Annotated in this window: 21 protein-coding genes and 1 tRNA gene; 5 read left to right on the forward strand and 17 right to left on the reverse strand. The window is 43.7% G+C overall.

From position 1 onward, the window contains the following. Positions 1-584: 584 nt before the first annotated feature. The 14 genes from HC752_RS21520 to HC752_RS21585 form a co-directional block, all read right to left on the reverse strand. Entirely contained in the window at positions 585-1,730 is a 1,146-nt protein-coding gene (locus HC752_RS21520) for a flagellin (protein ID WP_190337262.1), read from the reverse strand. 420 nt (positions 1,731-2,150) lie between these two features. Continuing rightward, positions 2,151-3,344 (reverse strand): flagellar hook-associated protein FlgL, encoded by a 1,194-nt coding sequence (gene flgL, locus HC752_RS21525; protein ID WP_190337263.1) that lies wholly within the window; start codon positions 3,342-3,344, stop codon positions 2,151-2,153. Between the two features lie 12 nt (positions 3,345-3,356). Further along, the gene (gene flgK / locus HC752_RS21530; protein WP_190337264.1) at positions 3,357-5,237 is read right to left on the reverse strand and encodes a flagellar hook-associated protein FlgK; all 1,881 of its coding nucleotides are present in this window, start codon (positions 5,235-5,237) and stop codon (positions 3,357-3,359) included. Between the two features lie 186 nt (positions 5,238-5,423). Continuing rightward, positions 5,424-6,335 (reverse strand): flagellar assembly peptidoglycan hydrolase FlgJ, encoded by a 912-nt coding sequence (flgJ, locus tag HC752_RS21535; protein ID WP_190337297.1) that lies wholly within the window; start codon positions 6,333-6,335, stop codon positions 5,424-5,426. A gap of 9 nt (positions 6,336-6,344) precedes the next feature. Further along, a complete protein-coding gene (locus HC752_RS21540; RefSeq protein ID WP_190337265.1) occupies positions 6,345-7,442 on the reverse strand; it encodes a flagellar basal body P-ring protein FlgI in 1,098 nt (365 codons plus the stop codon). A 25-nt stretch (positions 7,443-7,467) separates the two neighbouring features. Next, complete coding sequence (flgH, locus tag HC752_RS21545) at positions 7,468-8,238, reverse strand: flagellar basal body L-ring protein FlgH (protein WP_190337266.1); 771 nt, start codon at positions 8,236-8,238, stop codon at positions 7,468-7,470. A 13-nt stretch (positions 8,239-8,251) separates the two neighbouring features. Next, complete coding sequence (gene flgG / locus HC752_RS21550) at positions 8,252-9,040, reverse strand: flagellar basal-body rod protein FlgG (RefSeq protein ID WP_190337267.1); 789 nt, start codon at positions 9,038-9,040, stop codon at positions 8,252-8,254. Positions 9,041-9,062: 22 nt separating this feature from the next. Then, a complete protein-coding gene (locus tag HC752_RS21555; protein WP_190337268.1) occupies positions 9,063-9,812 on the reverse strand; it encodes a flagellar basal body rod protein FlgF in 750 nt (249 codons plus the stop codon). A gap of 170 nt (positions 9,813-9,982) precedes the next feature. Further along, positions 9,983-11,287, reverse strand: coding sequence for a flagellar hook protein FlgE (flgE, locus tag HC752_RS21560; RefSeq protein ID WP_190337269.1), 1,305 nt, complete (start codon positions 11,285-11,287; stop codon positions 9,983-9,985). Between the two features lie 28 nt (positions 11,288-11,315). Beyond that, positions 11,316-12,023: a flagellar hook assembly protein FlgD gene (locus HC752_RS21565; RefSeq protein ID WP_190337270.1), complete on the reverse strand. Its 708-nt coding sequence runs from the start codon at positions 12,021-12,023 to the stop codon at positions 11,316-11,318. Positions 12,024-12,041: 18 nt separating this feature from the next. After that, complete coding sequence (flgC, locus tag HC752_RS21570) at positions 12,042-12,458, reverse strand: flagellar basal body rod protein FlgC (protein WP_190337271.1); 417 nt, start codon at positions 12,456-12,458, stop codon at positions 12,042-12,044. 4 nt (positions 12,459-12,462) lie between these two features. Next, positions 12,463-12,858, reverse strand: a complete 396-nt coding sequence (flgB, locus tag HC752_RS21575; protein WP_190337272.1) for a flagellar basal body rod protein FlgB — start codon at positions 12,856-12,858, stop codon at positions 12,463-12,465. Between the two features lie 342 nt (positions 12,859-13,200). Beyond that, positions 13,201-14,028, reverse strand: coding sequence for a protein-glutamate O-methyltransferase (locus tag HC752_RS21580; protein ID WP_190337273.1), 828 nt, complete (start codon positions 14,026-14,028; stop codon positions 13,201-13,203). A 10-nt stretch (positions 14,029-14,038) separates the two neighbouring features. Next, complete coding sequence (locus HC752_RS21585) at positions 14,039-14,965, reverse strand: chemotaxis protein CheV (RefSeq protein ID WP_190337274.1); 927 nt, start codon at positions 14,963-14,965, stop codon at positions 14,039-14,041. Positions 14,966-15,039: 74 nt separating this feature from the next. On the opposite strand from HC752_RS21585, the gene flgA reads away from it, so the two are divergent. The 3 genes from flgA to HC752_RS21600 all read left to right on the forward strand — a co-directional run bounded on the left by flgA (position 15,040) and on the right by HC752_RS21600 (position 16,683). Continuing rightward, positions 15,040-15,786: a flagellar basal body P-ring formation chaperone FlgA gene (gene flgA / locus HC752_RS21590; protein WP_446751454.1), complete on the forward strand. Its 747-nt coding sequence runs from the start codon at positions 15,040-15,042 to the stop codon at positions 15,784-15,786. A gap of 121 nt (positions 15,787-15,907) precedes the next feature. Continuing rightward, the gene (gene flgM, locus HC752_RS21595; RefSeq protein ID WP_190337276.1) at positions 15,908-16,222 is read left to right on the forward strand and encodes a flagellar biosynthesis anti-sigma factor FlgM; all 315 of its coding nucleotides are present in this window, start codon (positions 15,908-15,910) and stop codon (positions 16,220-16,222) included. A gap of 35 nt (positions 16,223-16,257) precedes the next feature. Further along, entirely contained in the window at positions 16,258-16,683 is a 426-nt protein-coding gene (locus tag HC752_RS21600; protein WP_190337277.1) for a flagella synthesis protein FlgN, read from the forward strand. 150 nt (positions 16,684-16,833) lie between these two features. Here HC752_RS21600 and HC752_RS21605 read toward each other — a convergent pair whose 3' ends face one another. Both HC752_RS21605 and HC752_RS21610 read right to left on the reverse strand, forming a co-directional pair. Beyond that, a complete protein-coding gene (locus tag HC752_RS21605) occupies positions 16,834-17,262 on the reverse strand; it encodes an LPP20 family lipoprotein (RefSeq protein ID WP_190337278.1) in 429 nt (142 codons plus the stop codon). A gap of 88 nt (positions 17,263-17,350) precedes the next feature. Then, positions 17,351-17,986 (reverse strand): FlgO family outer membrane protein, encoded by a 636-nt coding sequence (locus HC752_RS21610; RefSeq protein WP_104399140.1) that lies wholly within the window; start codon positions 17,984-17,986, stop codon positions 17,351-17,353. Between the two features lie 157 nt (positions 17,987-18,143). On the opposite strand from HC752_RS21610, the gene HC752_RS21615 reads away from it, so the two are divergent. Continuing rightward, positions 18,144-19,283 (forward strand): flagella assembly protein FlgT, encoded by a 1,140-nt coding sequence (locus HC752_RS21615; RefSeq protein WP_190337279.1) that lies wholly within the window; start codon positions 18,144-18,146, stop codon positions 19,281-19,283. Between the two features lie 49 nt (positions 19,284-19,332). After that, positions 19,333-19,409: transfer RNA gene (locus HC752_RS21620), tRNA-Arg, on the forward strand. Between the two features lie 128 nt (positions 19,410-19,537). Here the strand turns inward: HC752_RS21620 and HC752_RS21625 are convergent. Next, positions 19,538-20,146 (reverse strand): imm11 family protein, encoded by a 609-nt coding sequence (locus tag HC752_RS21625; RefSeq protein ID WP_190337280.1) that lies wholly within the window; start codon positions 20,144-20,146, stop codon positions 19,538-19,540. Positions 20,147-20,367: the final 221 nt, after the last annotated feature.

Here is a 20,367-nt window from a genome sequence, read left to right on the forward strand (position 1 = left end):
GAAAGTGGTAAGCGACTCATTTTACCCAAGAAAAGAAAGAGGAAGCCTTTTCCTCGGGTTGTTCTGTATAAGGCTCCCCGGTATCCACATAAGAAAAGAGCCGCACGCTGTTAAGCGAGCGGCATTATGCCTTCGGGTGGCGTTTTTTGTTTTCATCTCAACACACCTATACCATAGGCGCGTCCAGCATTTAGCCCACTTGAAAGAATCTGTTATCACCCCTTTCTAAAAAATCACTAGTCCTATCCAAATACGATTTGTTAGTAGAATCAAAAAACTAGAAACAACAGATCTAGGAATCAAATACATAAGAGGCTATGTATTGATGCATTAGGTTGTGGTTTTCTTTAGGCAAGAAAAAAGCCCCTTTTCCTTTGAGAGAACCGGGGCTGTTACTAGTCAGAGTCATGCGGAGATCAGAGAAATGAAACATATCCCTAACTAGCCAGGTGCATCCAATACAAATTACTAAACATTCCGCAGGTAAGAGATGAGAGAGCGTCCTGTTTTTTGTACCTTCCGCGCTTGCTAACTTAGCTTCACCATTCGCCCATCCACGTCTGTCCAGGCGATGACGTGCATTACTATTGAAGTAATTGCATTGCTGAGTTTGGCAACTGTTTTGCTTGAGCAAGTATTGATGTACCTGCCTGTTGCAAAATCTGCGATTTCGTAAGTTCCGTGGTCTCTTTTGCCCAGTCTGTATCTTTGATACGACTGTTGGAAGCATCCACATTCTCACGTACGTTTGCTAAGTTATTGATGCTGTGACTGAGTCGGTTTTGTTTCGCACCTAAATCCGCACGTTGGCTATCAATATACTTGAGCGCGGCATCCACTACGCTAATGGCGTTTTGAGAGCCTGCAACCGTTCTGAGGTCCAAATCTTGAACCGTCGTTTGTACACCCGGACCACTCGTTAACCCGACTTCCCCGGCAAGTGCCCCAGAGATAGTAAGATCACCTTCCAAATGTGGTTCGGCTACGAAAACTTGTATCTGTCCATTTTCACTGACAGAAGCGTGAATCATATCCGACTGACCATTAATGTATGTCGCCAGTTCTTCGATATCATCACCAGCATTCGCCATTATCTCGATAACTTGTGCTTCACCCGCCTTTGTTGTGAATTCAAACTTGATATCAAGTTTGTCTGCAGGTACACCCCAATCTATCCCTTTGGCACTTTCTGGTGGTGCAACAAAAGTGCTGCCGCCCATTCGTGTATCATCAGCCCGGATACTTGTCAGTGCCATGATCATTGCTTCACCGGAGTTAGCACCAATCTGGAATGCAGCATCACCAAATGAGCCATTAAGCAGTCGACGCCCACCAAAGGATGTGGTTTCAGCGATGCGGTTGAGTTCATCCTGCAACGCAACTGCCTCTTCGTTGATAGCTCTACGGTCTGCATCGGTGTTCGAACCATTGGCAGACTGAATCGCAAGGTCTCGCATACGTTGCAGAACATTGGTTGATTCGTTCATCGCACCTTCTGCAGTTTGGGCAATGGAGATACCATCGTTGGCGTTTCTCATTGCTACATCAAGACCACGTGATTGCGCTGTCAATCGGTTGGAGATTTGCAAGCCAGCTGCATCATCTTTTGCACTATTAATTTTGTGCCCTGACGATAGACGCTCCATCGATGTGTTAAGGTCGTTGGTCGACTTATTTAGGTAACGTTGTGCCGTCATTGCGGAAACGTTAGTGCTCACTGTTACAGCCATAGTTTGCTCTCCTGTTGAGTTCGCTTTCTCAGCGAACCGGTCAGCTAATACTTTATTGGATAAGCACTGACCGAAAGTTACTTTTAGAAGTCCAACTTATTTAGTGGTGAACTTCTAACTGCACCTAAGTTGTTTCGTTACATTTATACATTCAACTTGTATGCCAACTTTTTCAACATTCTTACCGCTAATATGAATTAAATTTTATTTATCTATTTTTTAATGAGTTAGAATCAAATTAAATTCACTGTCTTTCTTTTTTTCTCTTAGAGATATCTCAATAAGCACAGAAAAAGTGACTCTCTTTATTTCTGTTTACCGCACGAAATGGCTTTAGCGGCAATCTTTTACCTTTTCCTCTCAAGAGGCAAACCGGGCACTTAAGGCTGAGCACATAAGGCGTGAGGTTGCAAAAAGAGTTTAAATGTAATTGAACAGTGTCAAGTCTTTCACTTTCCCGAAAGCTTGTTGGGAGGCTTTGAGTGCTAATGAGTTTTCGTTGAACTCGATCACCGCTTGTGCGTAATCAAGATCTTCAAAATTACTTTTTGACTTCGCCATAGAAAGCTTGAAGTCATCATGCTGATCTTCTTGAATATCCAAAGTCTTCAAGCGCGAACCCAAATCAGTACGAACCGTATTGATATGGGTAAAAGCTTTCTGAAACTCTTCTGTTACCTGGTGAAGTTCTGCCGTACCACTAGAATCAGCAACCGAGCGTTGAGAATATTCTTGTGCTTTTTGAAAAGTATCAAAGATGCTGAAGGTTTTCTTCGGCTCGAACGTAATATTGTCTCCAGGCGTAACCCGACCTTTGAATCGAATTTGCAAATCTTCGTACTTTATACCGACTTTTGGATCGTAAGTGTCCGATTTCACTACAGAGCCATCTTTTGCCAATTGATAACCGAAGCTCCCGTCCCCCATATCAACAAACGTAATGTTGTATTCAGAGGTATCGGAATAATTTAAATTTGTTGCACTTTCAACCAGCAGTTCAGACGCAACCTGAAGGTTATATTGCGGATCGTAGTCACCTAATGGGTTATCAATTTCCATAAACACTTTATTGCCCGGATCACTTACCGGTATTTCAAGACCATTGGCAATTTTCATATTGCGGCGATAAGAATCCCCGATATACGAAACATTCCCATTATTATCTCTAAAAAACGGTTGGTTTTTCGGTTTGGTTCCGGCAAAAATGTAGTTGCCTGACTCATCTTGTGTATTAGCAAGATTGAGCATGTTAAGGGCCATCTCTTCAAGCTCACGTGCTTTCGCTGCACGATCTTCTGGAGAAAGCGAACCATTAATCATTTCCATAACCGAGCGTTTGGCATCATCTGTATGCTGCTCGGCATTCGCAATGATCACCTCTTGGTTTTCAAGGCGGTTACGAATCAATACGATGGAATCCATGTATTGACGCAATTCTTCTGTTTGCTGTTTTATTCCCTGAACATAGTGAGCGGCTAACGGATTATCTGCGGCAGTAAGCAATTTCTTACCCGACGCTAATTGGGCTTGGTTGTTGTACACTTTTTGCTCTTGACGCTGTAGGTCATTCTGTACCGTTTGATAGTTGTGGAAACTGGCTATTCGATTAATCATCTAGCTCCCCTTCTATCTCAGTGCCAAAATCGTATTAAAGGTATCGTTCGCCGTTTGCATGATCCGCGAAGATGCCATGTAAGCTTGTTGAAACTTCATCATATTTGCAGCTTCTTCATCCAAGTTAACCCCAGAGATGGAAGCTATACGCTCTTTTGCCGCTTCATTTTCTAGCTTGGCAATATCGGCAAGTCGCGAGGCAGTGGATGTTTTCAACCCAACATCGGTATTTAAGTCTTTATAAACACCCAGCACGGTTGTATTGCCGTCATTCATCACCTTATCCGTTTGGATATTCTGCATTTTGAGCAAGTTACCGTTGTCACCTTCAGAAGGGACAAGGTTTGCCGCAAATTTGTCGTTCGCCTTTGCCCCGCTAGTCAGTTCGAATGTCGTCCCATCAACAGTAACAGGGCCAGAAGGCGGATAAGCTTGAGGTTGCATTACAACCTGCCCTTTCATATCCAAAACGGCGAACTGGTCTCCCGTTGGAGAGACAACAATTTGAAACTCTCTTAAATTCCCGGCTTGAAGAATGTTAAATTTAGCGGTGCCTAATGCTTCCGTGTAAGAACTTTCGTAGCTTTGAGCGGCAATTTTTGCAGGGTCGTTCATTTCCACTCTGATTAAAGAGGCGGAACTCTCAGTAGGGCGGATGAGAAAGCGCTCTCCTTCTTCAGGCGCGTTTTCTACATTGATCCTCATACCATCCAAAATGAAGCCGTTTGCAAAGTCACTATCAGAAACGGTAATGCTCTCACCGCTTGGTTTAGTGACACGATAGCTAGAGCCATCGTATTTAACCGAATACTCTCCACTACTGAGCTGAGAAATATCTTCGATAAAAACACCGATCTCTGCTTTTGAATCTGTCGAAGTAATCACACGTGATTTCAGCATTTCAGCTGAGTTAACATCGGTAAATACGTTTTCACCAATATCCCCACGTAAATCTAACCCTTGTGATTGCAATTTATTGACACCAAAAGACATGGCGATCGCTATACGCCCAAGCTCGCTCATAACATTAGGAATAGATTCATCACGTGCTTTCAAGAATGCCGCTAACTTACCATTCAAACCATCATGCTTAACGGCTTTAACTCCCTTACCTTCAACCATACCAATGCGTAGCTGCTGTGGATCAGGGTCGCCCTGTAAAAGAGTCAATTGGCTCGCTTCTGTCCCAGAGACCAAAGTGTGTCCGTTACCTATATGTACGTTAAAGCCTTCGTTGTTTTTACGTGGCGTGACGGTTACCTTGGTGAATTGAGCCAGTTCATTGATCAGACGTTCCTGTTCATCTCGAAGGTCATTGTTCGGTCCCGGTGTACGCATCATCAAACGGTTAACATCACGTATTTCGATCGCCAGTGAATTCATTTGCTCAATGGTGCCCTGCATTTTCTTATTGACGTTTTCTCTTTCAGTACGCACAACCGAATAAAAGTGGTTTAGGTTTTGGGTGATCAATTGTGATTTTTCTAACAGCACTTTTCTGGCACCCATATCATTAGGGGAATCCGCCAGTGTTTTTAATGTATCAAACCATTCGTTGATGTTTTCAGGGATTTTCTTTGAAGCCACTGAAGACAACATGTTCGTAATGTTATCCAAGTATTCTTCGGTATCCTGCTTATTCGCAAACTCTGTCGTAGTGAGGTTAAGCTCATTAACGGCAAATTGATCCCATGAGCGGCGAACATTTTCCACATGGACACCCATGCCATAAGTTTGCCCCCCAAATTGCTTAGGGGTATTAACTGCCTGGATCACAGACTGACGGCTGTAGCCCTCGGTATTCGCATTAGAAATGTTGTGACCGGTGGTATTTAATTGCCGTTGAGCTGTCAAGACGCTTTGTGTACCTACACTAAGTAGATCCGATGACATAATGCCCCCAAAAAGAATTGCTTAGAATCAATAAAATCGCTACTGCATCACCATGTGATATAAATGCAATATGTATGCCATCGAACTATCCAAGAAGGGGGAGGTAAGTTTAGTAGAGCAATGGAGGAGAATAATTTGAGAAAGGCTAAAACAAAAAACTGCACAAATAGTGCAGCTTTAAATTCATTAATTACCTAAAATATCATCCACCTGAGCTTTCACTCTTAGGACTTTATCAGCATAGTTCGGGTCGGTAGCGTAACCCGCTTTGTGTATTCCATGAATGAACGCTTTATTATCCCCGTCATGTTGAAGAGCGGTTTGGTAGCGAGGGTTATCATTCAAGAAACGCACGTAGTCGTTAAAGCTATCTTGATAAGAAGAATAAGAACGGAAGTCTGCCTTCTCCTTAACGGGAACACCATCATAAACCTCTAGAGTTTGGGTTGAGACTTTGCCACCATCCCAACGTTTGTCGGCTTTAATATTGAATAAATTGTTACTCGATCCTAGAGAGTTCTTGATAACTTTCTGCCCCCAACCGGTTTCCAATGCCGCTTGAGCAATGATGACCGAAGCATCCACACCAAGAGCTTGTGCTGCTCTATCCGCATAAGGTTTTAATTTATCAACAAACTGTTGTGGGGTATCGAATGCCGACTCACTTACTGCACGCGTTGCTGCTACTTGACGCACTTTATCGGAATCCACTGGCAAGCGAAGTGACGCATCCAATGCTGCATTTCTCATGGTCATTTCAGACGAGTCTTCACCCGCTCCAGCACTCAACTGAGCAACAATCATGTCAGCGAGCCCTAACGAACCAGAATCACTCATTTCACTTGCCATTTGTTCATCGAGCATTTGACGATAGAAATCCTGATTTTGACTTTTCATTAAGTCGGATTCAAAGGTCGTATTCGCATCACGCATTGATTTAAAAAGCATGGATGTGAAAATGGACTCAAACTGCTTTGCCGCCGTTTTCAAAGCCGCTTGCTTTTCTTCATCTGTTCCGGCACCCATTGCGCCCTGACGAAGTTTATCTAGGGAGGCAATATCGTGAATAAAGCCTATATCGTTAGGATTCTTAACCATCATGTTCTCCTAGATAATAATCAGCTGACCTTCAATGGCACCCGCTTGTTTTAACGCTTGCAAGATAGCCATTAAATCTGAAGGCGCCGCGCCAACTTCATTCACTGCTCGCACTAGATCATCGAGTGTAAGACCCGGCTCAAACTTAAACATCTTGCCAGACTGCTCTGATACTTCAATATCGCTATTTGGCACAACAACGGTATTCCCCCCCCCCATTGCGTTAGGTTGACTGACGTTGAGGTTTTCTTTTATCGCAACGGTCATGCCGCCATGTGTCACCGCAGCAGGTTTTAACCGAACGTGCTTACCAACAACGATGGTGCCCGTTCGCGAATTAACGATGATTTTTGCCGAACCATCAGCAGGGTTGAATTCAACGTTTTCAACCGCAGATAAAAAAGCCACTCGCTGGCTCACTTCACGCGGTGCTCGCACTTTTACGGAGGTCGCATCAATCGCTTGGGCCATTTGAGGACCTAGGAAATTATTGACCGCATCGGCCATACGTTGCGCTGTAGTAAAGTCAGATTGCAAAAGGTTAAAAGTAATGTAGTCACCACGACTAAATGGGTTAGGTACTTCACGTTCAACCGTTGCTCCGCTAGAAATGATGCCCACTGTAGGGTTATTACCAACGATTTTAGACCCATCAGCCCCCGTCGCACTAAAACCACTAACCACCAAATTACCTTGTGCTACGGCGTAAACTTCACCATCCAAACCTTTTAAGAAAGTTTGCAGCAACGTTCCGCCTCGAAGGCTTTTTGCTGCACCAATCGATGAAACCGTCACGTCAACTTGCTGACCTTGTTTGGAGAATGCAGGTAATTCAGCGGTTACAATCACCGCTGCAACGTTCTTCGTTTTAGGTTTTGTGCCTGGAGGTAATTGGATGCCGAAATTTTGAAGCATCGCATTAAAGCTTTGGTCAGTAAACGGTGTGGACTCCCCCGTACCTGGTAACCCCGTTACCAAACCGTAACCAACCAATTGGTTGCTACGAACCCCAGCAACTTTAGCCACATCCTTTATTCGCGCGGCTTGGGCTGAACCGATTGCCAGTATCATCAAACCCGCGACTACTACTGTCCATTTCTTTAACATGTCAAAACTCCGACAATTCTCTCACTTACAGAGATACATTAAAGAATCGTGCCAAGAATCCAGGCTCTTGCATATCTTGTTGATTTCCGGAGCCTGAATACTGAATTCGCGCATTTGAAATTCGAGTTGAGGCAATCGTATTGTCAAAATCTATGTCCTGCGGTCGAATTGTGCCGCTTAAGCGGATGTATTCATCCCCTGTATTTAAGGTAAGCCATTTCTCGCCACGAATAATCAGATTCCCGTTAGCGAGCACTTCAATCACTTCAACCGTTATAGAACCACTGATGCTATTTGACTGATTGGCCGAAGCATTCCCCGTAAAGTTATTCTGATTACTCAATTCGTATGAAAAGTTGTAATCTTGGATCTTCAGCTCTTGCCCACCAACACTCAGTGGGTCCATCGACGCGTCATTTGATTTGCTCAGATCGGCATCGGCACTTTTCGCGGCTTTGGTATTTTCCGCCAAATTCACCGTGACAATATCACCGACTCCATGGGGTTTACTATCGTCATACAGATTCTGGGTCTGCTGACTGTTAAATAATGAACCTGTTGCTGTCGCGTAATGCGCGGGTTTCTGCTTAGGATGAATCGGCGCCCAAGCCGGATCGCCTGCTACTGGCTCAGTTCTACTGCGCAATGTATCCACAATACCACCACTGCTGGACTGGTCACCTTCGATCGCATCGACAACCGTTGTCCCCGCATTCGGATCCGTGCCCTCCGGTTTTTGTATCGACGTACAACCTGCCATCACCAGTGTTAGAAAAACCAAGAGTAAACGCATCATGACAGTCACCTTATTACAATTGTTGATTCACAAAGCTCATCATCTTATCGACAGATGAAATGACCTTGGAATTCATTTCGTATACACGCTGAGCTTCAATCATATTCACGAGCTCTTCGGTGACATTCACGTTCGACGTTTCCAGCATGGATTGACGAATCGACCCTAAACCTTCCAAACCGGGTACGCCTTCTTGAGGATCCCCGCTAGCACCGGTAGGCAAATAAAGGTTCTGGCCAATGGGCTCTAACCCGCCAGGGTTAATGAAATCAACGGTTGTAATCTGACCAACCACTTGGTTATTTTGCTGACCACGTATCCGAACGGATACTTCACCATCGTTGCCTACGGTAATGGAAATCGCGTTATCTGGAATCACAATTTCAGGCTCCAGTCGATACCCTGACCCCGATGTTACGACAGCGCCTTCGCCATCAAGCGTAAACTGACCATTTCGGCTATAGCCGATGTTGCCATCAGGTAATAAGATTTGGAAAAAGCCATCGCCTTCCACCATGAGATCCAAGGCGTTACTCGTCGTTTGTGCGTTCCCATTCGTGTGCACCTTTTGCGTGGCGACAACTTTTGAACCAGCGCCAAGCATCAAACCAGAAGGCAATTCGGTATTTTGAGATGACTGACCGCCAGGTTGGTTGATGTTTTGGTAGAAAAGATCTTCAAAAACTGCGCGACTCTTCTTGTAACCAACCGTTGAGGCGTTTGCTAGGTTATTCGAAATGGTCGAGATATTCGTTTGCTGAGCATCTAAACCTGTTTTACTTACCCATAATGCTGGATGCATAACTCAATCCTCATTCTAACGGTTAGCTGGAACGCAGCAGAGAATCAGACGCTTTGTCCATATCTTCTGCTGTGCTCATGATTTTGACTTGCATTTCAAACTGGCGCTGTAAGTCGATCAAACTGGTCATTTCACCTACAGCATTGACGTTACTGCCTTCAACGGCTCCAGTCATAATTTTGATATTTGCATCAGCTTCGTATTCATTATTGTCATTTTTTCCACGGAAAAGTCCGTTTGTATCTTTGTACAAAGAGCGGTTATCCGTGTTGGTTAATTTAATTCTGTCGACGGCTTCCATCGCATCTGCTGGCGCACCTTGTGGGATCACAGAAATCGTGCCATCTCGACCGATTTCGACCTTACTCAATGGAATAGGCAAAGTAATCGGCGCACCAGTTTCCCCTAAGACGAGATGACCAGAACTGTTGGTCAATAATCCAGTTTGATCGATGTGCAGATTACCGTTACGGGTTAACCCTTCTTTGCCTGTTTTATCCATAACAGCAATCCAACCATTACCTTCTATGGTGACATCCAGATCGCGCCCCGTTGTTATCACACTGCCTTGAGCAAAGCTTTGCCCTGGGCGTTCCGTCATGCTGAACACTCGAGTCGGCAAGCCTTCGCCATACGCTTGCATAGAACGAGCCTGTGCCAAGTCGGCACGAAAGCCCGTTGTACTGACGTTAGCCAAGTTATTGGCTCTAAGCTGCATTGCCTGCATGTTTTGTTTTGCCCCGCTCATCGCGAGAAACAGTGAACGATCCATGGTGTGCTCCCATAAAAGTCTATAAAGCATATAAGCAACTATTGTGCCAAATTTTACAGCATTGATATCTAAGGAGCGATGAGACGAAGAGGAGAAACCGAGGAAGAGAAAATGGCAGAACCAAAACAAACATTGCCGCATAAAGCGGCAATGACAGATGATTGTAGATGTTATCGAATTTGGAGGATGTTCTGTTGCAAACCATTGTGGACTTCTAGTGAACGTGAGTTCGCTTGGAAGTTACGCTGAGCTGAAATCAGATCCACCAACTCTTGAGTCATGTCGATGTTCGATTGCTCCAGAGTACCGCTCGTTACCGAACCGAATGAACCTTTGTTCGATTCCCCCCAAATCTTATCACCAGATAATTGAGTAGAATTCCACTGAGTACCGCCTTTCTTATCCAAACCTTGCTCATTCGGCACACGCACGAGCGCAACACGCCCTAGCGTTACCGCTTCACCGTTTGAATAAGTGCCCATGACGCTACCGTATTCATCGAAATCAATCTTAGTTAAAAAGCCTGTTGTAGCACCATCTTCATTGAATTTATTCAATTCAAATGGAGCTGCATATTGGGTTGCTCCAAGCTGGTTAAACTCGATTTGCTGGTTTACATCCGCACCATTTAGGTTGATTGGTACTGCGCCAGTTCCTAACGGTTCAGAAATCACTTTTACTCCGTTATTGATACTGGCCAACGTACCGTCGTTATTAAACTTAAGAGTGTGACCCACATGTCCAGCCGGCGAAGTCGCATCACCACCTTGAATATTGATTGGCTTCTCTCCTTCACCATCAGTCATCGTATAATACGATTGCCATGTATTTGGCTGAGTAGCGTCTTTCAGGTAATAAGTCGTCATCTTATAGGACTGACCCATTGAGTCATAAATAGTCGAAGATGTAGAACGGTTATACGTCGTCGGATCCGTAATATCGAACAATGCTGGATCTTTCACTTCACCATTAGCTGGCATGTTAACACCTAGCTCAATATTTTCTGTCGGTTTCGGACGACCAAATTCCGCTGGAATGTTTAATGGCTGAGGCTCATAAGACGCAACCTCACCAGTATCAGGGTTCACCTGATAACCCAATAGATATTCATCATTAGAAGTCACCATGTAGTTATCTTTGTTCAGGTGAAAAGCACCATTACGAGTTAGTTCATTCAAATTTGGTTCTAAACGATCTTTCGATACAGCAAAAAAGCCTGTACCAGAAATTCGCAAATCCATTGGGTTATTCGTATAAATACTGGAGCCTTCATGGAATTGCTGTGCGACTTTTTGCGCCTGAGCACCACCGCCCGTTGCGGTTTTAGCATTGGTGAAAATTGAGTTTGAATAAACGTCTCCAAACTCCGCACGAGACTCTTTAAAACCAAATGAGTTGGCGTTCGCAATGTTGTTACTGGTTGTGTTCAAGTCCAGTTGAGCTGCGGATAACCCGCTTAAAGCAATATAAGACATTCCAAAATTCTCCTATCTAGCTAGCGCTTTACGCTTTTCCAACTTCGAGTACTTCAGCTAGTCGAACTGGCGATTCAAAGCCAGCCAGATTGAGCAGTACATTTCCATCACCTTTACCAAGGAGCACGCTGTTCACGTTTGCGTAAGTTGAAACTTCAAACTCACGTGCTTCCCCGTCTAGCAAACCACCCGCTTTCACGCTGTATTTGCCACCCGGCAATGGATTACCGTTTTCATCTAATCCGTCCCATTCAACCTTACTATCACCGGCAGGTGTTGCCCCTACGTCAAGGGTACGAACAAGTTGCCCTTGTGCGTTCTCAATCCGGACAAACATATTATCCAGCGCTTGAGGTACCTTAACCATGGCAGACATACCAGCGTTATCAGGTTTCATGCCTGCGGCACCAGGGACTAGTACATCACGACCAACCAATGACGATGCTTGCAGCGCTTGGTTAGACGTCATGGATGAATTCAGACTTTCGAACTGAGTATTCATCTTCCCAATACCATCGACGGTCGCAAATGAAGCCATTTGCGCAATCATCTGGTCATTGCTGACCGGCTTAAAAGGATCTTGTTGAGCAAGTTGCTTGGTAAGCAACGAAAGAAAATCTTCTTGGTTAAGTTCATTTTGTCCCGTTACTTTCTCAGTCTTATTCTGCTCTTGCAGGCTCTTAAGCTGATCAACATAGGACAAGCCGCTCTGACCAACATTGTTGATTCCGGCCATTACGTTACCTCCTTATCCCTATTGACCCATCTGCAGCGTACGCAGCAGCATTTGTTTGCTTGCATCTGCAACTTGCACGTTTGTTTGATACGCACGAGAAGCAGAAATCATATTTGCCATTTCTTCCATCACATTAACATTCGACTTAAAAATGTAGCCTTCGTCGTTTGCCAGTGGATGTTCAGGGTTATACTCAGCATCAAGCGGTTTATCACTTTCAATGATGCCCATTACCTTCACAGGAACATTGTGGTCGCGGTTATACTTCGCTTTACCTAACTCGGCCCCAAAAACAGCATGACGCGCCTTGTAAGTTTCTTCAGCAGAACTGCTTACACTGTTTGCGTTTGCTAGGTTACTAGAGGTGGTATTTAGACGAACCGACTCAGCGCTCATGGCAGATCCAGTTACATTGAATACATTAAATAAGCTCATCTACTTACTCCCCTTTTAAGGCTTTAGTTAGGTTCTTAAACTTACTGCCTAAGAAATCCAGTGAAGCTTGATGGCGAATTTGGTTTTGCATAAACAAATTACGTTCCAAATCCACATCAACAGTATTACCGTCACCCGTGTCCGGTTGTGTTGGTAATCGATACAGAGTATCCCCTGCAATATTAGTAGAGGCATTAATGTGCCGACCATCGGTACGAGAAAGACCAAAGCTTGCCCCCGACTTTGCCGCTACAAGCGCCTTGTCGAAATCCATGCCCTTCGCTTTAAAGCCAGGAGTGTTCGCTTGTGCGATGTTGGTAGAAATCACCTCAGCATTGCGCTCACGTAGGCCAACGGTGTGTTGGTGTATTCCTAAAGCTTTATCAAACGAAATAGCCATATCTTGCCTCTACCAAAAAGAACTGACTTACCTGTAAATTATTTTGCAATCTGCGTGCCAAGTTTTAGTTGGTAGCCAAAAGAAAATAAGTTTACAGATTTAATACAAGCAAATATTAAGCCAAAAGCTATGCAACCATAGGGTTTTTATGCGTGTCTTTGAAGCGATCCTTACTGATCATGTGATTAGCTGGATCAATAATATTTGGAATGTCATTACTGAGTGTATACCTAACATCGTCTTTCGTCAGTAATTGAGTGTGAGTAGGATAGCGCGGTAATAAAAAGCCCAGCAATGATTACTGGGCTTAGAAAAATAGTTTTGGATACATGGTTAACGCGATTACTTTAGCTTATAAATAATTCCAGGATTGCAACGAACCATATCGAATTTATCCGTCAATCCCGTCAACGACTCCGAAGCACCTAAAAGCAAGTAGCCCCCAGGATTTAAACAACCTGCCATTTGGTTAAGTACTTTTGATTTCATATCTGGGGAGAAATAGATCAAAACGTTACGACAAAAAATGATGTCGAATTTACCCAGTAGCGCGTAGCTATCCATTAAGTTTTGAGGGCGAAAATTAACCATGCGCTTAACGTTATCTTTCACCTTCATTTTGCCGTCACCAGCATCTTCAAAGAACATTTTACGGCGCTCAGGAGAAAGACCGCGACCAAGCGCTAAGTTGTCATATATACCCGCACGACATGCATCCAGCATACTGGAAGATATATCCGTCGCTGTAATCGATACGTTAGATAGCATGCCCGGTTTCTTTGACTGCGTTTCCAAAATAGTCATCGCAATCGAGTAAGGCTCCTGTCCAGAAGAACTCGCCGCTGACCAAATCTTAATTGGGCGTTTATTTGCCGCCACTTCCGGCAACAATCTGTCAGATAACACCGAAAAAGGATAGCTATCACGAAACCAAAGTGTTTCGTTTGTCGTCATTGCATCAACCGCTGCCACTCTAAGTTCGCGGTTTCTACCGGAGATCACATCTCTCAATAAATCAGAAAGCGATGCAACATTAAATTTGCCTACCAGAGGACTCAATCGACTTCTGACCAAATACTGCTTGCTATCGCCTAATACAATCCCGCATTGGGACTCTAGGAAACGGCTGAAATCGCGATACTCTTGATCGCTTATAGTTATCGCTGTCATTCAGTTCTCTTTAGCCGGATACCGCTGCTCTAACTGCTGAGCCTAACTCATCAGGGTTAAACTTCGCAATAAATTCGTTTGCTCCTACTCGTTCTACCATAGCTTGGTTGAACACCCCACTCAATGAGGTATGGAGAATGATATGCAGATCTTTCAGGTCATTATTTCTGCGAATTTCGGCTGTTAATGTATAGCCATCCATTTCAGGCATCTCGATATCTGAAATCACCAACGAAATTTGCTCATAGATACTCCCTTCGGAGGACATCTCTACAAGCTTATCGTAGGCTTCTTTACCATCTTTCACTGCAATTGCTTCGAAGCCAAGTCCTTCAATAGCACGTTGTACCTGTTTGCGGGCCACCGTAGAATCATCAGCAATTAGAATACGCTGCACAATGTTTCTTTCTTGCTGAATATTGGCAATTTCTTCTTTGATGTCTTCACTCATGGTTTCATCAATTGGAGAAATTTCAGCCAAAATCTTCTCTACATCAAGAATTTCGACTAATTCGTTGTCTATATTAGTAACCGCTGTTAGATAGTTGGCTTTACCTGCGCCATCAGGTGGAGGAAGGATCGATTCCCAGTGCATATTAATGATCCTTTCAACAGAACTCACCAAAAATGCTTGAATCGTTCGGTTAAATTCTGAGATCACAACAAAGCACTTGTCCAGATCGCTTGTTGGGCGACCACCAGTAGCCAAACTCAAATCAATAACGGAAACGGTTTGCCCCCGAATGTGCGCGACACCTTTCACCAAAGGGTGTAAATTAGGCATCGACGTCAGCTTGGGACACTGGAGTACTTCTTTAACTTTGAATACATTGATGCCATAACGCTGACGTCCCATTAGACGAAACGTTAAAAGCTCTAATCGGTTTTGACCGACGAGTTGTGTGCGTTGATTCACCGAATCAAGAATACCCGTCATAAGCGCATCTCCATCTCAAGCGTTTTCTAGTAAAGTATAATGAAAATCTGACAACCAAGATCATTACATACAAAATAGCGTATTATAAGGTAATTCTCAGTATGCAATCTATATCTAAGTGTAGAGCCATCTGCAAAAAGTTTGGGAAAAGTATCGGCTTTTGTTTAACTTTCTTTAGCCTATATTGTTCCGCTGCTACTGAGCAACAGATCAAGGATATCCAAAACGCCGCAAAAGCACACGTAAAAGCAACCTTTAAGACAGCCTCATCGGACAAGTTAGAATTAAACGCTGCTAACTTGGATTCGCGCATAAAAACATCAAGCTGTCCATCACCTTTAGTGACCTCTTCCCCCTCTAATTCTCATTCAAATACCAATGTAACCGTACTTGTCGAGTGTATAGAAGACAACTGGCGTGTGTACGTTCCGGTACGCATAACCCTAATGCGCCCGTTAGTCACAGCTCTTCGTCCTCTAGCTAGAGGTGAACTCATTAACAAATCAGATATTAGCATAACTTTTGTCGAACAACGTGCTTATCGTCGGTATGGTTTTAATCAAATGGATCAAGTCACGGGTGCAAAACTAAAGAAAAACATCAGACAAGGCGAGGTAATCGAACGTCGAGATATCTGCGTCGTTTGCCGTAATGAGGGCGTTATCATTAAAGCTGTTAAGGGTGAATTAACCATCACTACGAAAGGAACCGCTCTCTCAGATGGCGCTCAAGGTGAGCAAGTAAAGGTGAAAAATACCAAATCAAATCGTATAATTGATGCTATAGTTACTGGAATTGCAGAAGTAACGGTTACGTTTTGATCTGTATAAATTGGAAAATGAAAAAACTCAATCTTTTGAGTAAATTTTAGCTAAAGTATTCCAAATCCGTGTCGATATCATTTGTACAGGTTCTTTATAATTTGTGAATAAGGCTCAAACTATGGCAAGCATTGATCAATTAAGGTCCGGGCAAAATGTGGCAACCAGCCGCACTCCAACCCGCACAGATTCAAACGCTACGTCACGTTCTGATTCTGTGGCCGAACCTAAAAGTGGCGGCAAAGACGCTGTCTCGCTTAGCCAAGAAAGCAAAGCGATCGGTCAACTTCACCAATCTATGGCTGCCGAGCCCAGTTTTGATAGCGCGAAAGTCGCCGCTATTAAAGAGGCAATTGCAAACGGATCCTACACTGTAGATCCGGAGAAGCTGGCAGAAAATATGGTGAAGTTTGAAGATGAACTAGCTGGACTGTAAAAGCTACAGTCCAGTTTTTTTTCGGTTCTTGATGTATGGCAACATTAAATAGTCTACTCGAATATCAAATTAAGAATGCTCAATCCCTTTCGGATTTGCTAGAGCAGGAAAAAATCGCAATCGCTAATCGTATATCTAAAGACATCGAATCCTTAGCGAAGCAAAAACTCGCCTTGATAAACCAACTCCAACAAACCGATAAGCGAATGGCCGAGCATACTGATGTCGAACAACTGCAGTCTAATGCCACGTTCGCAGATAAAGTCAAGCAAGTACAATCGATTGTGCTTGAATGCCAGCAGATGAATGAAATCAACGGTGAAGCCTTACAACGCGCTCAACTTAGCTTTAATAAACTGCATAACCTCATGCAGCAAAGTCGAGGCAAAATTGGGATGACTTACAATGCCGGTGGGCAAACACAAACCTTTTCAACGCTTGGCACAAATATCAAAGCGTGAGTTTAAACGCGCAAATATCAAACGAAATATAAACGAATTGGAAAAGCGGCAACCCGAAGGTTGCCGCTTTTCGTTTTTATAGAGCCATTATTTTTATAGAGCAATTGTTTTACTAAAGCAGTCGTTGAAGAGAATAGAAGTTTCGTGCCATTAAAATAGAGACGATTTCTTTTTAATCGGCACTTGCTGGACGTCCCCGTATTCACGTAACTTATCCATCTTCTCGATATCCAGCTTGAGCTCGGTTATGTAATTATCCCCTACCGCATAAGTTCTAACGACCTCAGCGCCACGGATAACACCATCTACAGCTCCTGAAGCATACTCAGCCCCCAGACGTTGATCTTCAAGATCCGATCTCGCGCTGACTCGTAAACCATAAACTTGCTCTGCGAGTTCACGATAAGCATCAACTTTTGACGCTCTCAACGCACGCACCTGCTTCTCTTCAGCATTGCGTCCTCTTTGATCGCTGATACTTGCATATCCTACTGCAACCAAAACGTTCTCACCGCGGTTATTGATAGGCTGGCAACCTGCTGCCACCAGCACTGCAATTAGTAAAAATATCTTTTTCATTTCTCTCACCTTTAATCTCTGCTACACACTCATCAGCTTAAGGGCTAACCGGCTAAAAGCCCGTCCACAAAAGCCAAGCTATAAGAAGCTATGGGCGTAGAATAATTGTGTTCTGTGTCTTCATCTCGGGGTCAGATCGAATAATCACACCATCCTGAGTACGAATGCTTCGCAGAGTTTCTAGGTCACGACCAATACGATCGGCAGGTAAGAAACCTTGTGCCGTTGCAACAACAATACGAGTTTGCATGCCAACAACACGTGCATTCACCAGCACACCGCCTTCTTGACGTAGCATCGTTCCCGTCAGAACATACTTAACGTCTTGCTCTCTCGCTAACTCTTTCCAATCACGGCTAAAGGCGAAATCCCCTTCTTGCGTCACTCGAATAGAGCCCGTTGCTTTAAAGTCCACCACTTTAAAACCTCGACGTTGAAATTGGTGGATAAACCCCTCAGAAACTGAGTTCCCTAACCAATTTGTCGTGTCCATATTTTGCAAATCAACAAACGATGTGATGGCAATTGGTGAGCGCGCTGAAACACTCGTGTTAGAAAGAATTAACTCTTCGGTTAAACTTTCTACAAAAAAGTCCATGGTATGACGTGGCGTATCCATCAGCATAAATCGACTGCCCGGATACGTATCTTTACCATCATATATGGGTGAAAACGCGCAAGATGCTAAAAGCATTGTCATTGCGACTACAAACCATTTCTTCATTCTCTTCATCTCCGGATATACTAGGTGCCATTACTCCAACGTGTTTACCCATTGTTGGAACAATACTTGCTTTCCTTAGTTGCTCGCTAAGAAAAAACTCACCGAAACCTGCTAATCAAGTATCTAGCAAAAAACATACCCACATGGTAAAGCACTGATGAAAAAATACGATTTTCGAACCATTTTGTTGATATTCAGTTTGATTTTTTCAACTGGGATTCATGCTGCATGGTATGAAGTCAATGGTGATGCCACGATAGTGTCAACAAAAGAGGCAGCAAGAATTTACGCCATTGAGGATGCCCTATATAAGGCAATGAGTTTTTCCGGTGCAGACATCGGCACACTCAGCTTTATTCAGCCATTTTTGGAGGAGCCTCGCCAAGAATATCAATTCACTAATCATGAAGTTCGTTATGTCCGCATCATGAATGAAGATGTTTCAGGTGGCAAAGTTAGGCTGAAAGTTAGGGTAGATATTTACCCTTCGGCAAAGGGTTGCCATGTGGATCAATACAAAAAAACATTCGCAGTTGGACTTATCGATATATTAGAGCCAACCCAAGCGGTAATGGGCAGCATATATTCTCTAGGTAAAGATTACGGCACGATCATCAGCCGCCAATTAAACGATGAATCGTTGAGCTTCTATTCCATAGGAACCACAGAATATGAAATAAGAAGAGATCAACCCGAAGTCATCAAAATGCTGGCTCAGGATACAGGGGCGCAATACCTCATGACCGCTGCCATTACAGACCTGACAGCCACCGTCGAAACGTCCTTGCTTGGCAGAGAAACCATTAACCGACAATTCGCCATGGAAGTCATCGTTTTTGATGGTAAAACAGGCAGTGAGATGTACACTAAAAATTATCGAGAAGTCGCTCTTTGGCCTTTCCCGAAAACCAGTAAAGTCGACACCAAAGGTGCGCGATTCTGGTCTTCTACTTACGGGGAGATGATGATGCGTGTTAGTCGCAACGTCATGCTGGATTTAGAATCCGAGCTATCTTGTAAGATCACCTTGCCGGAAGTTGTGTCGATAAAAGACAATACAGTCACCATCGACTTAGGTCGCCGACACGGAGTGAAAAAAGGTGACGTATTGCAACTTTGGCACACCGGAGCCTTTATTGATCAAAACGGCATTGCTCGCAATCGCGTTTCTAAGAGTGATATTACGCTTACCGTAACACGTGTTTATGATAAAGGGGCAGAGCTTTCAATCAATCAGCCTAACCTAGCCCGAAGCGTTCAAATTGGCGATGTGATGCACAAACAAATTTTTGATTAAAACCAAACGCTTAACATCGGGGAAAAAATAGGTATTATAAAAATACTCCGCTCCCGTGGCACAGCTGGATAGCGCGGCCCCCTCCTAAGGGGCAGGTCACAGGTTCGAATCCTGTCGGGAGCGCCATATAAAACAAAGACTTAGCTTATTTTTAAGCTAAGTCTTTTTTGTTTATTGCCACTATATGTAGCACCCATGTAGCAATTTTCTATTTTTCTGTAATCGGTGCTACACAGCTTGATATCGTAGATAAATTACGAGCCGGAACTCTCGATTTCATAAAAGCTAAGCCCAGTGAATTCATTTTTTGTCACTAGGTTTAAAAAGCTGTTTTCCGCATTCGACGTATATAGGCTTATCGGAGTGTCACTTAACTTAAACAACTTTGGAGTAGAAACCTTGTTGCGATCGACAACGAATCGTTTGTATGGTCTGGTTTTATGTATTCGACCATTGGGTTTGTAGTTTACCTCTGTCAATTCGCTGTCTAGCGCATCCAGTTTAGAAACAACATTTAATGCATACCATACCGAGTTATCAACATTCACAGGTAAAAACTCGCAAGATGCCCCCATCTCTTCCTGAAATTTAGGTGCTATGTCGTGACGAATAACAAAAGTACTGCTCCCCCAAGCGGCAACCATTGGCTTCTCCAAATCTGCCGAGTCATCATGTATTAGCCAGTCGAGCGTTATAGGGCGCCAAGTTGATAACTTTGAAGAGCCATCAAATATAAGCCATTCACCATCACAAATAGCTTCTGAATCTGAGAGGCTTGTTTGTTCTAGATATAGGTATTTATCTACATCCGCTTGGATACCGAATACTTCAGTGAAAGCATCTTCTTTAGCCTGCAATTTCATTTGCCCTTATTTTACGTGTTATTGGGAATAGACCCATTTTTAGATCATCACCAATATCTTCCAAAACTTCAATGATGTCCTCTCTGTCGGCATCCTGAACTCTCGTTTCAAGTCAGTGCTCAACGTTCAGATAATAAAAAAGTATGAATACCCAGTTGTGACCTATGGCACTAACTAGCAAGGACTCAACGCGTTTTAAATCTAAAGAAAAGGATTGCCAG

The organism is Vibrio sp. S9_S30 (genome assembly GCF_014694455.1).
Taxonomy (GTDB): domain Bacteria; phylum Pseudomonadota; class Gammaproteobacteria; order Enterobacterales; family Vibrionaceae; genus Vibrio.

Excerpts from the sequence above, each read along its gene's own strand:
- HC752_RS21555 (WP_190337268.1), bottom strand. The coding sequence starts at position 9,812 with ATGGATCGTTCACTGTTTCTCGCGATGAGCGGGGCAAAACAAAACATG.
- HC752_RS21600 (WP_190337277.1), top strand. The coding sequence starts at position 16,258 with ATGGCAACATTAAATAGTCTACTCGAATATCAAATTAAGAATGCTCAA.
- flgG (WP_190337267.1), bottom strand. The coding sequence starts at position 9,040 with ATGCATCCAGCATTATGGGTAAGTAAAACAGGTTTAGATGCTCAGCAA.
- HC752_RS21585 (WP_190337274.1), bottom strand. The coding sequence starts at position 14,965 with ATGACGGGTATTCTTGATTCGGTGAATCAACGCACACAACTCGTCGGT.
- flgE (WP_190337269.1), bottom strand. The coding sequence starts at position 11,287 with ATGTCTTATATTGCTTTAAGCGGGTTATCCGCAGCTCAACTGGACTTG.
- HC752_RS21520 (WP_190337262.1), bottom strand. The coding sequence starts at position 1,730 with ATGGCTGTAACAGTGAGCACTAACGTTTCCGCAATGACGGCACAACGT.
- flgL (WP_190337263.1), bottom strand. The coding sequence starts at position 3,344 with ATGATTAATCGAATAGCCAGTTTCCACAACTATCAAACGGTACAGAAT.
- flgH (WP_190337266.1), bottom strand. The coding sequence starts at position 8,238 with ATGATGCGTTTACTCTTGGTTTTTCTAACACTGGTGATGGCAGGTTGT.
- flgM (WP_190337276.1), top strand. The coding sequence starts at position 15,908 with ATGGCAAGCATTGATCAATTAAGGTCCGGGCAAAATGTGGCAACCAGC.
- HC752_RS21625 (WP_190337280.1), bottom strand. The coding sequence starts at position 20,146 with ATGAAATTGCAGGCTAAAGAAGATGCTTTCACTGAAGTATTCGGTATC.
- HC752_RS21610 (WP_104399140.1), bottom strand. The coding sequence starts at position 17,986 with ATGAAGAAATGGTTTGTAGTCGCAATGACAATGCTTTTAGCATCTTGC.
- HC752_RS21605 (WP_190337278.1), bottom strand. The coding sequence starts at position 17,262 with ATGAAAAAGATATTTTTACTAATTGCAGTGCTGGTGGCAGCAGGTTGC.
- HC752_RS21565 (WP_190337270.1), bottom strand. The coding sequence starts at position 12,023 with ATGGCCGGAATCAACAATGTTGGTCAGAGCGGCTTGTCCTATGTTGAT.
- HC752_RS21580 (WP_190337273.1), bottom strand. The coding sequence starts at position 14,028 with ATGACAGCGATAACTATAAGCGATCAAGAGTATCGCGATTTCAGCCGT.
- HC752_RS21540 (WP_190337265.1), bottom strand. The coding sequence starts at position 7,442 with ATGTTAAAGAAATGGACAGTAGTAGTCGCGGGTTTGATGATACTGGCA.
- flgC (WP_190337271.1), bottom strand. The coding sequence starts at position 12,458 with ATGAGCTTATTTAATGTATTCAATGTAACTGGATCTGCCATGAGCGCT.
- HC752_RS21615 (WP_190337279.1), top strand. The coding sequence starts at position 18,144 with ATGAAAAAATACGATTTTCGAACCATTTTGTTGATATTCAGTTTGATT.
- flgJ (WP_190337297.1), bottom strand. The coding sequence starts at position 6,335 with ATGGTTAAGAATCCTAACGATATAGGCTTTATTCACGATATTGCCTCC.
- flgB (WP_190337272.1), bottom strand. The coding sequence starts at position 12,858 with ATGGCTATTTCGTTTGATAAAGCTTTAGGAATACACCAACACACCGTT.
- flgK (WP_190337264.1), bottom strand. The coding sequence starts at position 5,237 with ATGTCATCGGATCTACTTAGTGTAGGTACACAAAGCGTCTTGACAGCT.